At 70.2% G+C, this 13,898-nt stretch carries 12 protein-coding genes; 7 read left to right on the top strand and 5 right to left on the bottom strand.

Annotated features, from left to right (window positions below; translation table 11 throughout):
- Positions 1-39: 39 nt before the first annotated feature.
- Positions 40-588, top strand: coding sequence for a DinB family protein (locus ACQP2E_RS28850; protein ID WP_433826091.1), 549 nt, complete (start codon positions 40-42; stop codon positions 586-588).
- Here ACQP2E_RS28850 and ACQP2E_RS28845 read toward each other — a convergent pair.
- Together ACQP2E_RS28845 and ACQP2E_RS28840 are read right to left on the bottom strand one after the other, a co-directional pair.
- Positions 577-2,988, bottom strand: a complete 2,412-nt coding sequence (locus ACQP2E_RS28845) for a putative bifunctional diguanylate cyclase/phosphodiesterase (RefSeq protein WP_433826090.1) — start codon at positions 2,986-2,988, stop codon at positions 577-579. The two genes, ACQP2E_RS28850 and ACQP2E_RS28845, sit on opposite strands and share 12 nt — an antisense overlap.
- A gap of 8 nt (positions 2,989-2,996) precedes the next feature.
- Entirely contained in the window at positions 2,997-5,330 is a 2,334-nt protein-coding gene (locus ACQP2E_RS28840; protein WP_433826089.1) for a putative bifunctional diguanylate cyclase/phosphodiesterase, read from the bottom strand.
- Between the two features lie 126 nt (positions 5,331-5,456).
- Between ACQP2E_RS28840 and ACQP2E_RS28835 the strand changes: the two genes are divergently transcribed.
- The 3 genes from ACQP2E_RS28835 to ACQP2E_RS28825 are packed head-to-tail and all read left to right on the top strand — an operon-like array spanning position 5,457 to position 7,275.
- Entirely contained in the window at positions 5,457-5,678 is a 222-nt protein-coding gene (locus tag ACQP2E_RS28835; RefSeq protein ID WP_433826088.1) for a hypothetical protein, read from the top strand.
- 51 nt (positions 5,679-5,729) lie between these two features.
- Positions 5,730-6,446 (top strand): histidine phosphatase family protein, encoded by a 717-nt coding sequence (locus ACQP2E_RS28830; protein ID WP_433826087.1) that lies wholly within the window; start codon positions 5,730-5,732, stop codon positions 6,444-6,446.
- A complete protein-coding gene (locus ACQP2E_RS28825) occupies positions 6,430-7,275 on the top strand; it encodes an NAD(P)H-hydrate dehydratase (RefSeq protein ID WP_433826086.1) in 846 nt (281 codons plus the stop codon). Before ACQP2E_RS28830 ends, ACQP2E_RS28825 begins: the two co-directional genes overlap by 17 nt.
- An 87-nt stretch (positions 7,276-7,362) precedes the next feature.
- Here ACQP2E_RS28825 and ACQP2E_RS28820 read toward each other — a convergent pair whose 3' ends face one another.
- On the bottom strand, positions 7,363-8,403 hold the full coding sequence (locus ACQP2E_RS28820) for a hypothetical protein (protein ID WP_433826085.1): 1,041 nt from the start codon (positions 8,401-8,403) through the stop codon (positions 7,363-7,365).
- A gap of 149 nt (positions 8,404-8,552) precedes the next feature.
- On the opposite strand from ACQP2E_RS28820, the gene ACQP2E_RS28815 reads away from it, so the two are divergent.
- Positions 8,553-8,771 carry a hypothetical protein gene (locus tag ACQP2E_RS28815; protein WP_433826084.1) on the top strand — a complete coding sequence of 73 codons (219 nt, stop codon included), beginning with the start codon at positions 8,553-8,555 and terminating at the stop codon, positions 8,769-8,771.
- A 1,312-nt stretch (positions 8,772-10,083) separates the two neighbouring features.
- Here ACQP2E_RS28815 and ACQP2E_RS28810 read toward each other — a convergent pair.
- Positions 10,084-10,806 carry a cache domain-containing protein gene (locus ACQP2E_RS28810; protein ID WP_433826083.1) on the bottom strand — a complete coding sequence of 241 codons (723 nt, stop codon included), beginning with the start codon at positions 10,804-10,806 and terminating at the stop codon, positions 10,084-10,086.
- 25 nt (positions 10,807-10,831) lie between these two features.
- The gene (locus ACQP2E_RS28805; protein WP_433826082.1) at positions 10,832-11,545 is read right to left on the bottom strand and encodes a FadR/GntR family transcriptional regulator; all 714 of its coding nucleotides are present in this window, start codon (positions 11,543-11,545) and stop codon (positions 10,832-10,834) included.
- A 128-nt stretch (positions 11,546-11,673) separates the two neighbouring features.
- Between ACQP2E_RS28805 and ACQP2E_RS28800 the strand changes: the two genes are divergently transcribed.
- Both ACQP2E_RS28800 and ACQP2E_RS28795 read left to right on the top strand, forming a co-directional pair.
- A complete protein-coding gene (locus ACQP2E_RS28800; protein ID WP_433826081.1) occupies positions 11,674-12,711 on the top strand; it encodes an ABC transporter ATP-binding protein in 1,038 nt (345 codons plus the stop codon).
- A complete protein-coding gene (locus ACQP2E_RS28795; RefSeq protein ID WP_433826080.1) occupies positions 12,701-13,897 on the top strand; it encodes an ABC transporter substrate-binding protein in 1,197 nt (398 codons plus the stop codon). The genes ACQP2E_RS28800 and ACQP2E_RS28795 overlap by 11 nt, the downstream gene beginning before the upstream one ends.
- The last annotated feature ends 1 nt before the right edge of the window (position 13,898 follow it).

The following is a 13,898-nucleotide window of genomic DNA, read 5'->3' as shown; positions in this document are numbered from 1 at the left end:
GGCAGCCCGGCCCAGGGTTCTGCGTTTAGGGTCGAGCACATGGGCACGGACTGGAACGGTCAACTGCGTCAGCAACTCGACCAGCACTGGCGGAGCCGGCTGCGTCCCCGGCTCGACGGTTTGACCGATGACGAGTACTTCTGGGAGCCGGTTCCGAACGCGTGGAGCGTCCGGCCGAGGGGCACGAGCAGCGCCCCGATGGCGGCCGGTGGCGGTGACATGGTGTTCGACTGGGCGTACCCGGCGCCGGATCCGGCGCCGGTCACCACGATCGCCTGGCGTCTCGGCCACATCATCGTGGGCGTGCTCGGCGTCCGGGTGGCCCGGCACTTCCAGGGCGTGAAGATGGATTACCTGCGTCATGAGTACGCGGGCAGCGCCGCCGAGGCCCTGGCCCAGCTCGAAGCGGGTTACGAGGCGTGGACTGCCGGCGTCGCGGCGCTCGGCGAGGAGGGCCTGCTGCGGCCCAGCGGCGAGGACGGGTACGGCGACGCCTCGATGGGCGCGCTGATCCTGCACATCAACCGCGAGATCATCCACCACGGCGCCGAGATCGCGCTGCTGCGGGACCTGTACCTACGGCGTTAGCACCTCGGCGTTGAGCCGCTCGTACAGTGTCGCGGCCGGCTCCGGGCGGCCCAGGAAATATCCCTGCGCGAACTTGCAGCCCATCACGGTGAGCAGCGTGAGCTGATCGCTGTCCTCGATACCCTCGGCCACCACGCGCAGGCCGAGGGTGTGCCCGAGCTGGATCACCGCGCTGACCAGTTCCTGCTGCCGCCCGTTGCCGACCAGGCCGGTGATGAACGAGCGGTCGATCTTGAGCACGTCGACCGGGATGTCGCGCAGATAGCCCAGCGACGAGTACCCGGTCCCGAAGTCGTCGATGGCGATCTTCACGCCGAGCTGGCGCAGCTCCTCCAGCCGGGCCGAGGTGACCGCCACGTCGCGCATCAGCACGGTCTCGGTCAGTTCGAGGACCAGGCAGTGCGGCGAGAGGCCGGTCTCGGCGAGGGCGATCGACACCTGCTCGGTGAGGTCGGCCAGCTCCAGGTGGGCGGCGGAGAGGTTCACGCTGACGAAGGCCGGCGCGGTCCGCGGGTTCAGGTCCTGCCACTGGCGGACCACCCGGCACGCCTCGCGCAGCATCCACCTGTCGATCTCGATGATCATCCCGGTCTCCTCGGCGAGCGGGATGAACGAGCCCGGCTGCTGCAGGCCGCGCTGCGGGTCCTGCCAGCGGACCAGCGCCTCGGCGCCGTGCATCCGGCCGTCCGGCAGGCCGGCCACCGGCTGCAGATAGAGCCGCAGCTCGCCGCGGCCCACCGCCTCGCGCAGCCGGGTCTCCTGGTCGATGCGGCTGAGCAGCTGCTCGTGCATCCGGTTCTCGAAGATCATGAACCGGTTCTTGCCCTCGTCCTTGGCGGCGTACATGGCGACGTCGGCGTTGCGCAGCACCTCGTCGGCGTCGGTGTACTGGGCCGCGTCCGGCACCACGCCGATGCTGACCGTGACCACCGCCTCCCGGTGGTGCAGCAGGAACGGCCGGGCCAGGGCGTCCAGGCAGGCCCGGGCGAGCGCTTCGACGACGGACAGGCCGGCCGCTTCGAGGAGCACGGCGAACTCGTCACCGCCGAGCCGGGCCACGGTGTCGTGTGGCCGCAGCACCCCGGTGAGCCGCTCCGCAGCGGTACGCAGAAGCGTGTCACCGGCGTTGTGCCCGAGACTGTCGTTGACCCGCTTGAACCCGTCCAGATCCAGGTAGAGAACCGCGATCTCCTCGCCGGCCGCGCGGGACCGGGTGAGCGCGTGCTCCAGCCGGTCCAGCAGCAGCTTGCGGTTCGGCAGCCCGGTCAGCCCGTCGTGCAGGGCCTGGTGCCGCAGGTCGTATTCGAGGGCCCGCTGCCGGCTGACGTCGCGGAGCACCACGACGGCGCCGATCGGGCGGTCCTCCTTCTCGATCGTGCTGACCGTGTACTCGACGCGTACCGCGGTGCCGTCCGGGCGCTGAAGGCGGCCTTCGCGGTTGCCGACAGTGAGACCGCCGGCGGCCTCCGGCAGCAGCGTGGTGGCCTCCCGCTGGAGCAGCCCGGAGACGCCGACGCCGGTGATCCGCCCGGCCGCCTCGTTGGCGAACACGATCCGGCCGGTGCTGTCGACGCCGCAGATGCCCTCGCCGGCATTGGCGAGGATGCTGTCGGTGTACTCCTTGGCGAGGATCTCCCGCGCCGAGCGTTCCAGCTGCTCGGCCATCGAGTTGAAGGCGCGGGCCAGGGTGCCGATCTCGTCGCGGCCGTCCGTCGTGACGCGGTGCGAGTAATCGCCGCTGCGGATCACCCGGACCGCGGAGGTGAGCGCGGAGATCCGCCGGGTGACCGAGCCGGCCACCAGCCACCCGATCAGCAGGACCAGAAGCAGAGCGACAGCGGAGCTGGCGAGGATGATCTTCTGGGCCCGCTTGGCGCCGGCCATCATCTGGTCGTAGAGCGGGGTGTACTCCAGGATGACCGCGCCGAGCATGGCGCCGGCGCCGCTGCGCATCGGCACCACGACCTGCTTGATGCCCTCCGGGTAATCCACGCTGGTCTCGACGAAGACCCGGGCGACGCCGTCCTCCATGGTCTTGCTGACCTCGTTGCCGGTGTCGTGGTCGAAGATGTCGCCGACGTTCTCCTGGATCACGTCACCGAGGATGTACCGGGCGGCGTCGACCACCACGACGTCGCGGTGCTGGGTCTCGTGCATCCGTTGCAGATAGTTGGCGAGCCCGGTCTGGCTGTAGTAGAGCGGGATCGGGATCGCGTCCTGCGTGCTGACCGGCAGGCCGTAACCGATGTCGGCGGCCACGCCGATGGCGAGCTGTTCCGCCTCCTCCGCGGCGGCTTTCTCCGCGGAGGCGTTGTCAGCGTGCCAGGCGATGAACGCGGTGGCCACCAGCAGGAGAGCCACCAGCAAGTACCCGCCCAGAAGCTTCTGCCGAACGTTCATCACTTCACCTATCGGCGTGCGATCTCCAGCAATGAGCTGTCCGGGCGAATCCCTCCGAAAAGCAATTCGACGTCGGAATGCGGCATCGGGCGCGCGAAGTGATAGCCCTGGGCGAACCGGTACCCCGCCTGGTACAGCCACTCGGCCTGCTCGGCGGTCTCCACGCCCTCGGCCACCGCCTGCATCCGCAGCCCCCGGGTGATCCCGATCAGCCCGTCGACGATCACCGCCTGCGGGCTGTCCGTTGTCACCCCGTCGACGAACGACTTGTCCACCTTCAGCCAGGTGACCGGGCAGTCCACCAGCAGGCTCAGCGACGACTGGCCGGTGCCGAAGTCGTCAAGCGCGATAGGCAGGCCGAGATCGTGCAGCGCGCGCACGGCGTCCAGGGCGATGCCGGTGCCGAGCACCGCGGTCTCGGTCACCTCGACCACGAGGCGTTCCGGGTCGAGTCCGGCAGCCGAGAGCAGCGCCGCCATCTCGGCCGGGAAACCCGGCTCGTTGAGCTGCCGGGCGGAGACGTTGACGCTGACCTTCTCCGGGGCTTCGTCGCCGTACTCGCGTACCCATCGCGCGGTCTGGTGGACGGCCTGTTCGACGATCCAGCGGCCCAGCTCGACGATCTGCCCGCTGCGCTCGGCGAGCGGGATGAAGATGCCCGGCGGGATCAGCCCGTGCTCCGGGTGCCGCCACCGGACCAGCGCCTCGAGACCGGCGATCCGGCCGTTCGGCAGCTCGACGATCGGCTGGTAGACCAGGAAGAGCTGGTCCCGGACGATGGCCTGGCGCAGGTCGGCGCCGAGCCGGGCGTCGCTGTCGGCGAGCTGGTCCATGACCGTGTCGAACCAGGTCCACCGGCCGCCGCCCCCGCGCTTCGCGGCGTACATCGCCACGTCGGCGCGGCGCAGCACCTCGCCGGCGGTGTCCTCGGGCCGGCTCGCGGTGACACCCACGCTGATCCGGGGCGTCAGGTCGTGTCCCTCGACCATGGCCGGGCACTGCACCTCGGCCAGCAGAGCGCGCAGCAGCTCCTCGGTTCCCTCGTCGTCCAGGCCGGGCAGCAGCAGGGTGAACTCGTCGCCACCGAGCCGGGCCACGGTGTCCTCCGGGCGCAGCCGCTCCCGCAGCCGCTTGCTGATCGTCTGGAGCAGCACGTCGCCGGTGTGGTGCCCGTACCGGTCGTTGATCACCTTGAAGTCGTCGAGGTCGAGCAGGGCGACCACGAACGGCTCGCCGCCGGCGAGCCGCCGGGAGATCTCGTCAGCCCACGCTGATCGGTTGTTGATCCCCGTCAGGGCGTCATGCGTGACCTGGTGGTCCAGCTGTTTCTGGTACGCACGAAGCTGCTCGAGATTCGTGTCGACGGTGTCCAGAAGACGGCTGTTGTCGCGCAGCGTGGTGATCTGGCGCAGCACGACCAGCAGGGTGAGCCCGGTGACCGAGCAGGCCAGCATGGTCTCCGCTCCGCCTCGGGGAAGCTCGACCTTGAGCAGTACCCCGTACAGAAGTGCCACCGAGAGGTAAGGCACCAGGCTGAACCGGCGCGGGTCCGGCCGCGCGGTCTCGCGCGCCGGACCGTTGTGCCGCTGCCGGCGGGCCGCCAGAGTGGCGGTGAGCTGCGACATCGGGAACGCGACCAGGCTGGCCGCCAGGTGCGGCTTGTCGGCGATCAGCGGTGCCAGCACGCCGGTCGAGGCGGAGAGGCCGACACCGGCCGAGAGGATGTGCAGGGCGCCGCGGTCCAGGCGGCCGGCGCCGGCGAACGCCACCTTCACGAAGGTGATCAGCGAGACCACCGCGACCATCATGATCACCATGACCGAGCGCGGCGTGACGTCCGCCGACGTGGCGAAGTCGATCCGGCTGAACGAGAAGTACCAGAGCAGGACCGTGCCGGTGAGCGCGACGATGCCGGTGTCCAGGCCGAACCGGAGCCAGTCGCCCGAGGTCCGCTGCCAGGTGGGCAGGCGCAGCAGCGCCACCATGACGACGAGCAGGGCCGCGCCGAATATGAGCTGGGTGCGGATGCTGAGCGCCTGGCTGATCACCGGCCCGGCGAACGCGTCGACGATGTTGCTGATCGAGCCGAAGATCAGCAGACCGCAGGCGATGCCGAGCTGCCCCCAGAACCTGCGGGTGGTGTCGTCCAGCGCGGGACTGCGGGCGGTCAGCCAGCATTGGTACGTGGTCAGCGCGGAGAGCACCGGCAGCGGCAGCCAGCCGATGATCGGGTGTGGCCAGACGTGCGCCAGCCCGATCACGAACCAGGCCAGCATGAACACGAAGAGCCCGAGCGACGCCACGAAGGGGAGGTCCAGCGGGCGGCGACTCCAGAAGTGCATGACCCATTCATCGGTCGCGGCGGGCCGGTTTTGACGAAATCGCCGGTCCTCTCAGGGCCAGGCTTCAGCGGCCGAACAGTGATCCAACCGCGGCCGCGCCGGCCGCCTCAACCCGGAGGTACCCCGGTGGACCCACTGCTGTCGCTTGCGCGTGCGGAGATGGTTCGGCGTCTCACCACGACCGCCGGGCAGATGTCCGCCACCGTCGACGTGCTCACCACGCTGCGGGACCTGGCCGGCGACGTCCGCGGCACCGAGTCGATGCGAGTCGCGATCGAGGAGCTGACCCGGACCCGCGATCAGCTCCTCGGCCAGGCACGAGCGATCACCGCGTGCGCGCCGGTCTGAAGATCCCGCCGGGTGGTGTTCCGAGGCGGCTTGCGGGTATAGGCCGTTGCCATGGAGCAACTCGACTGGCTGGCCGTCGTCCGGCACGGGCTGAGCACCGGCAACGTCACCGCGCAGGAGGCGGAAGCCGGCGGCGCTGAGAGCATCGACATTCCGGAGCGCGACGCCGACGTGCCGCTCTCCGAGACCGGCCGGGAACAGGCCGAGGCGGTGGGTCACCTGCTGCGCGAGCACCGGCCGGACATCGCGATCGTCTCGCCCTATCTGCGGACCCGGCAGACCGCCGAGATCGCCCTGGCCGGCTCCGGGGTCACGACCGTGGTCGACGAGCGGCTGCGTGACCGGGAACTCGGCGTACTCGACCTGCTGACCGCGCGAGGTGTGCAGGCCCGATTGCCGGACGAGGCAGCGCGGCGCGCCCGGCTGGGCAAGTTCTACTACCGGCCGCCCGGCGGTGAGTCCTGGGCCGACGTGCTGCTGCGCCTGCGGGCCCTGCTGCGCGAGGTACGCGAGGATCATCCGGGTGGCCGGGTCGTCCTCTTCGCGCACGAGGCGACAGTGCTGATGGTCCGCTACCTCGTCGAGGGCCTGCTCGAACAGGACCTGATGGAGCTCGCCCACCGGACGGCGATCGCGAACTGTTCGCTGAGCAGTTGGCAGCGCGCCGGCGAGCACCTCGAGCCGGAGCTGTTCAACGCGGTCGAGCACCTGCACCGCGCGGACACCGAGCCGACCCGGCAGGAGGACGTCAATGCCGAGCCCGTCTGAGGAGAAGGTGATCACCCCGGCGTTGCTGAGCGACTGGGCGCTGCCCGACCCGGAGGGTTCCAAGGAGGCGCGCGGCACCATCTTGGTGATCGGCGGCGCCCGGCGTACGCCCGGCGCGGTCCTGCTGGCCGGGGTGGCGGCGCTGCGGGCCGGCGCGGGACGGCTGCAGCTCGCGGTCGCCGACGAAGCGGCGGTGGCGCTGAGCATCGCGGTGCCGGAGGCCCTCGTGGTCGGCCTGACCACGCCGGGCGAGGCGACCGGCGAGATCCTCGAACTGGTCCGCGAGGCCGACGTGATCCTGCTCGGCCCGGGCCTGGACGACATCGACGACAGCGTCCGGCTGATGGGCTCGGTGCTCGGCGAGGCTCGGGAGGACACGGCGGTGGTGCTGGACGCGTACGCTCTCGGCGCGCTCAGCAAGGCGCCGGAGTCGCTGCGGCAGCGTCGCGCCGTGCTCACCCCGAACGTGACCGAAGCCGGCCATCTTCTGGGCCGTGAACCGGGCGACGACCTCGCGGGCGCCGCCCGTGAACTGGCCGAGCGCTACCGGGCCGTGGTCTCGCTCTACGGCCACATCGCCGAGCCGGAGGGCGGCTGCTGGCGGGAGGAGAGCGCCGACGCCGGGCTTGGCACCTCCGGCAGCGGTGACGTGCGCGCCGGCATCGTCGCCGGGCTGCTCGGGCGCGGTGCGGGGCCGGCGCAGGCCGCGTGCTGGGCGGCGTACGCGCATTCGATGAGCGGCCGTCGTCTCGCCCCGGCGTTCAGCCGGACCGGATTCCTGGCTCGCGAACTCGTGGACGAGGTGCCGCGGACGATCGCGATGATCTGAGTTGTCCACGGGGCGTCTCCGCCGCTTCAGCGGTCTCGGCTTTTAGTGGTCTCGCTTGCTTCAGCTGCTTCGGCTGCCTCAGCGGTCTCAGCCGTCGAAGGATTCCCAGTCCAGGCCTAGTTTGCGTAGCCGGCGCAGCAGGGAGCGATGCCGGGCGCCCAGGTAGACCTCGTACCAGTCGCCGTCCGCCTCGCCGACCAGCGCCACCACGCCAGGCCCCACGTAGAAGCGGGACTTCACGCACGGCCAGCGCGCCGGCCGCAGCGGCACCCGGCGCAGCGGCGCGACGATCCGCTTGACCTGCGCGCGGTCGACGAACGCCATGCCGCCGGGCGAGGAGTCGATCGCGGCGTGGGTCAAGGTCGCGAGCAGAAGGTACGCGTTGAGCCGCTCGCGTTCCCGCAACGGCTGATCGCTGAGCCCGTGGTACCAGACCGGCGGATCGTCGCCGGCAGCCTCGGTGAGCAGCGTGAAGATGCCGTCGTCATCCTGGCCGAACGCGATCGTCCCGGGCTCGCTGGTCGCCACCGCCTCGCCGAAGATCTGCAGGCTGCGGCCGTGCACCGCCGGCCGGCCGGCCGCGGCCCGCTGGAACGCCCGCAACGGCTCCGGCCCGGTGGCGGCCGGGATGCTCTCCTCGGCGACGGGTGGGATGTCCGCGTACCAGCCGTCGACGAACTGCCGCAGCGCCGTGCCGGGGTCACCCGGTAGGAGGTTCACCCAGTCGATGGGCGGTTGCGGCCCGGGTGGGCCGGTAGGGCGTACCCGATCAAGCAGTTCGTAAGGCAGTGGCGCGTCCAGGCAGAGGCCGAGGTCGTGCAGTGCGCCGCGGCGGCGGCCGAGCCGGGTCACCTGGGCCGCGCCGAGCGCGAGGCACCCTTCCGGAAGCCGGGCGAAAGCCAGGATCAACGGTTGCGGTGATTGCGCGAGACGCCGTTCCACCAGGCGCGGCAGCGGTCCGGGCACGGTCAGATCCTCAGCGGTACGCACACCGGCCGCGACGATCACGACGACAGCGTCCGGCCCCACGGCGAACCACGCGCCGGTGCCGCCGGCCTCCTCCGCACCACGACCGGCGGCGGCGAGCGCGACCGGCTCGGCGACGACGGACCAGAGGCGGATCTCCATCCGCCCACGGTATGACATTGATGATCACCGGAGACCAGGGCGATCTGTCCGGTACGCGACATGCGCGCTATTGCCGATTCGGGTGCATGCTAATTACTCAGAGTCCTCACGCATGTGCACGGAGTGAATCTCCGGGGGATGTGATGCCGGTGGGCGAGCACTTCTACCTGCGCCCGTCCTGGTCCTGCCAGGGCTGCGGCGAGCCGTGGCCCTGCGCCCCGGCGCGCGACGAGCTGATCGCGCAGTACCGCCCGGAACGGATCAGCCTCGCGATCTACCTGGGCGCGGTCCTGACCGACGCGGTTCACGACGGCCTCTGCCCCGACGACCTCTACTCCCGCATGCTCGGCTGGATCCGCCCCGACTGACCCCCGCCCACCCCGCGCCTGCCCGTCCCGCGCCTGCCCGTCCCGCGCCTGCCCGTGCCGCGCCTGCCCGCGCCCGTCCTCGCTCGGCCCGCACGCTTGTGTGTTGAGTAAGGGCGCGATCCGCACCCCAACTCAACACGCGCCCCGAGAAAGCGCCGTCCGTGTCGAGTTGGCGCGGCTGCGAACATCGCTCCGCGGGGTGGCACGCAGCGGGGCCACTCCGCTATCCGGGTGACGTCTGGCCGGGAGCGTTACCCGCTGTCATGGCGATGCCGGTTGGTCGCCGATGTGTGGAGTCTCGTTGTGCCGCCAGGCTCCGCCTCCAGGGTCTGCCTCCAGGCTCCGCCTCCAGGCTCCGCCTCCAGGCTCCGCCTCCAGGCTCCGCCAGTCACCAAGATCGGCCACGATTCCGCCGACCCACCCGGGCCGACACGCAGAGCGACCGCCCCGCGAGTGAACCCCCCGAAGCGTGTTGATTTTGGGCTCGATACGAACCTCAAGTCGCCACGAACAGCCGAGTCACGGCGGGCGTGTCGACATTGGGCGTGACTCGCACCGAGCGCCGACACGGGCAGCCGATTTACGGCCTGCGTGTCGACATTGGGCGCGGAGCGCACCCTAAATCGACACACTCGGCTCGTGTCGGCGCGGCCTTGGGCAATGGTTCCCGCCCTTAGCCGGCGAGAAGCCACTCATGGTCGGCCGGCCCGCCCGTCAGATCGGATAAATCAGCATTGGTCAGCGCTGGTCAGCGCTGGTCAGCGCTGGTCTGCGAGATCGTGTCGACGGCGGTCACTCCGTGGGGCAGAACTAGCCAAGATCGGGCGGCATGGCATGGCATGGCATGGCACGGCGCGGCGCGGCACGGTGCGGCGCGGGACGGCGCGGCGCGGGCGGGGCGGCGCGGGCGGGGCGGCGCGGGGCGGCGCGGGGCGGCGCGGGCGGGGGCCTCGTGGCGGTTGGCCGGACCGGCTGGGGGTGGGTCAGGTCGCACACAACGCCAGCGTGTGCCCCCGTCCACGCCCTGGCCTAGGTGAAGCCGCACGGACCGTAAACGTGTGACGCCGTCTACGCGGCGGCTCGTAGCGTGTGACGCTGTCCACGCCGTGGTTCCTAGCGTGTGACTCCGTCTACGCGGTGGCTCGTAGTGTGTGACGCTGTCCACGCCGTGGCTCGTAGCGTATGGCCCCGTCCACGCCGTGGCTCGTAGCGTATGACCCCGGCGACCCCTCGCCGGGCGAAACCGTGAAGGAAGCGCGCGCAACGGTGCCCCCGTCGCCGATGGCAGGACCGCGGGGCGGGACGGCGCGGCTCAGGTCCAGGTGAGGACGGCCAGGGGGAGGTCGCCGCCGCACGGGGACAGGGTTACGCCCTCGGGCAGGGCCTGTGCGACGCCGGCCAGCAGGGCGGCGCGGATGTGTGGTTCGCGGATCAGGGAGCCGGTGATGTGGTGGGCCGTGTTGCCGGCGACGATGCGGCCCTGTTTGTTGACCACGGCGACCGGGGCGCCGACCGCGCGCATGGCCGGGCGCAGGATGCGTTCGATGTCGCCGACGAAGACGTCGGCGCCGGCGACTCCGGCGAAGGCGCCGTCGCGGACGATCGGGACGGTGAAGGTCAGTGTGTACTGCTCGGCGCAGACGTAGTCGACGTACGGGCCGGTGACGTGGCGGCGGCCGGTGTCGCGCGGGACGGTGAACCACTGCTGGCGGCCGATGTCGGAGAAGTCGTCGCCGTCCGGGTCGAGGTCGAGGTCGAGCCGGGTCGGCGCCGGGCCGCTGCCCATCCACCACTCCAGACCGTGCAGCCCGTCGGCGAGCGGTGTGGTGATCACGCCGGCGCCGGTGATCAGGCCGCCGAGGGTGGCGGTGACCTCGGGGCGTACCGCGGCCAGGTCGGCGGAGACGGCACGCGGGCCGAGCAGGCTCTCCACCCGGCGGCGCAGACGGTCGGCCTGGCCGAGCGTCTCCTCGGCCAGGGTGGTGAGGTGATCGGCCAGGGCACTGCCGGCCGGCGCCTCGGTGCGGGTAGTCATCTGTCCCACGGGACCCACCTATGCGCTAGGGCTCGACCAACGTCAGATGCAGGTTTACCAGTCGCTCGGCGGCTCGCTCGATGTGCTCCTCGGTGAGCCGCCGGGCCAGGTCCCCGTCGCCGTCGGCGATCGCGGCGGTGATGGCCCGATGCTCGTCGCGTGGATCGCACGTGGCGGGATCGGGCTGGATCACCGGTGACCACAACAGCGTCCCCAGCTCCGCCCCGAATCGTACTTCTTCGCGGGCCAGCCGGGCAGACTGCGCGGCCGCGGCGACGTCAAGATGAAACGTGCGCTCGACCCGGTGCAGCGGCCCGCTGGCCGCGTCCTCGATGCGCTTGACGTCTTCCGGGGTGGCCCGCAGCGCGGCGAGCCGGGCCGCCGCTCCGGCGATCGCCACGTAGTGGTCGGTGGAGTCGCGCAGGCTGGGCAGGCTCAGCTCGGAGAGCCGGGCGCGCAGGGAGGAGTCGGCGGGCGCGCGCACAAAACTGCCGCCGCCGCGCCCGCGCCGGGTCTCCAGCAGGTTCTTGTGGCGCAGCGAGACGAGAGCTTCCCGGACGGTCACCCGGGAGACGCCGAACTGGGCCGCCAGGTCCGACTCGCTCGGTAACTGCTCGGCGTCGGCTAGCAGCCCGAACGTGATGGCGTCGCTGAGCCGGCGGACCACCGTCTCGGCGCGACTGTGCGGGTCGAGTGGCGCGAAAACCACGGATCGCGCGCTCGCTCGGTCCGTCCCCATGGCCTTGATTGTTCCTTACGGCTGTTAACGAAGCGGTTACCGGGGAGCCTTGACCTTTAAAGTATAACGCCATACCTTTTCGTCACCTCGCTCTCGACTGAGCGACGACGACCTGGCAGGGACAACACGTGACCGAGTCATCCACCCCGGCGATCCGTCTCACCGGACTCCGCAAGTCATTTGGCCCCGTCGATGCGGTGGCCGGCGTCGACCTGGAGATCGCCGACGGCGAGTTCTTCTCGATGCTCGGCCCGTCCGGTTCCGGCAAGACCACAGTGCTACGGATGATCGCCGGTTTCGAGCTGCCCACGGCCGGCACCGTGGAGCTCGGCGGTAAGGACGTCACCCGGCTCGCGCCGTTCGAGCGCGACGTCAACACGGTCTTCCAGGACTACGCGCTCTTCCCGCACCTCACCGTCCGGGAGAACGTCGAGTACGGCCTCAAGGTCCGCAAAGTCGCGAAGAAGGAGCGCCGCGAACGTGCCGAGCAGGCCCTCGACAGCGTGCAGCTGGGGGGCTTCGGCGATCGCAAACCGGCCGCGATGTCCGGCGGCCAGCGCCAGCGGGTCGCGCTGGCCCGCGCGCTGGTGAACCGGCCCAAGGTGCTGCTGCTCGACGAGCCGCTCGGCGCGCTCGACCTCAAGCTGCGCGAGCAGATGCAGGTCGAGCTCAAGGAGATTCAGCGCGAGGTCGGCATCACCTTCGTCTTCGTCACCCATGACCAGGACGAGGCGCTGACCATGAGCGACCGGGTCGCCGTCTTCGACGCCGGACGCATCGTCCAGGTCGGTACGCCCGAGGACGTCTACGAGAAACCGGCCACCGCGTTCGTCGCGGGCTTCGTCGGCACGTCCAACGTGTTCACCGGCGACGTGGCGGTGTCGCTCTTCAAACGTGAAGGTGCTTATTCCGTACGCCCGGAAAAGATCAATTTGCGCAAAGCGCAAGAGACAAACGGGGTTGTCGCGGAGGTGATCTACGCAGGTCCGGTGACCAGGTACGTCGTGGATCTGGACGCGGGGGCCCGGGTGGTCGTGGTGGAGCAGAACCGGCGCACCGGGACCGCTGCGCTCGCTGAGCTGCGCGGTCAGCGGGTGTGGCTCGACTGGCTTGACGAGCACGTGATCGAAATCCCCGAATCGAAGGAGAACGCGCATGCGGAATAGATGGCTCACGGCAGTGCTGGCGGCGGGCGTGCTGACGCTCGCGGCGTGTGGCGGTGGCGGCGACTCCTCTTCCAACGCGGGGCCCGGCGGCCTTGAGGTTCCGAAGATCGACAAGCTCGCGGCGCTCGGCGCCGGCGAGGGCGAGGTCAACATCGTGTCCTGGGCGGGGTACGTCGAGGACGGCTCCACCGACAAGACGGTCGACTGGGTGACCGGCTTTGAGAAGGAGACCGGTTGCCAGGTCAACAACAAGATCGCGGGCACCTCGGACGAGATGGTCGCGCTCATGAAGACCGGCGAGTACGACGTGGTCTCGGCCTCCGGCGACGCGTCGCTGCGGCTGATCTACGGCGGTGACGTGGCCCCGGTCAACACCGACCTGATCGCGAATTACAAAGACGTCTTCGACGGCCTGAAGAACAAGCAGTGGAACTCGGTGGACGGCGTCGCCTACGGAGTGCCGCACGGCCGTGGCGCCAACCTGCTGATGTACCGCACCGACTCGGTCACCCCGGCGCCCACCTCGTGGAGCGCGGTCTTCGACGCCAGCTCGCCGTACAAGGGAAAGATCACCGCGTACGACTCGCCGATCTACATCGCCGACGCGGCCCTCTATCTCATGAAGACCAAGCCGGAACTGAACATCAAGAATCCGTACGCGCTGGACGACACCCAGTTCCAGGCGGCAGTCGACCTGCTCAAGGCGCAGAGCGAGCTGATCGGCGAGTACTGGTCGGATTACACCAAGGAGGTGCAGGCGTTCAAGGCCGGCAACTCGGTGCTCGGCACCACCTGGCAGGTCATCACGAACCTGACCAAGGCCGACGGCGCGCCGGTCGAGGCGATCCTGCCGACCGAGGGCGCGACCGGCTGGTCGGACACCTGGATGGTGTCGGCGTCTTCTCAGCACCCGAACTGCGCGTATCTCTGGATGAACCACATCATCAGCCCGCAGGCCAACGCGGGAGTCGCCGAGTGGTTCGGTGAGGCGCCGTCGAACAAGCTGTCCTGCGCGCTGACCGCGGACAAGAACCACTGCGCCACATTCCACGCCGAGGACGAGGCCTACTTCGACCAGATCTGGTACTGGACCACCCCGCTGGCGCAGTGCGTCGACGGCCGGACCGACGTGACCTGCAAGGACTACGCGGCCTGGACCCAGGCCTGGACGACGATCAAGGGATAAC

This window comes from Actinoplanes sp. CA-015351 (assembly GCF_050955685.1).
In the GTDB taxonomy this organism is placed as follows: Bacteria; Actinomycetota; Actinomycetes; order Mycobacteriales; family Micromonosporaceae; genus Actinoplanes.
The sequence above is the reverse complement of the archived record's forward strand: the minus strand, read 5'-3'. Positions and strand labels throughout refer to the sequence as shown.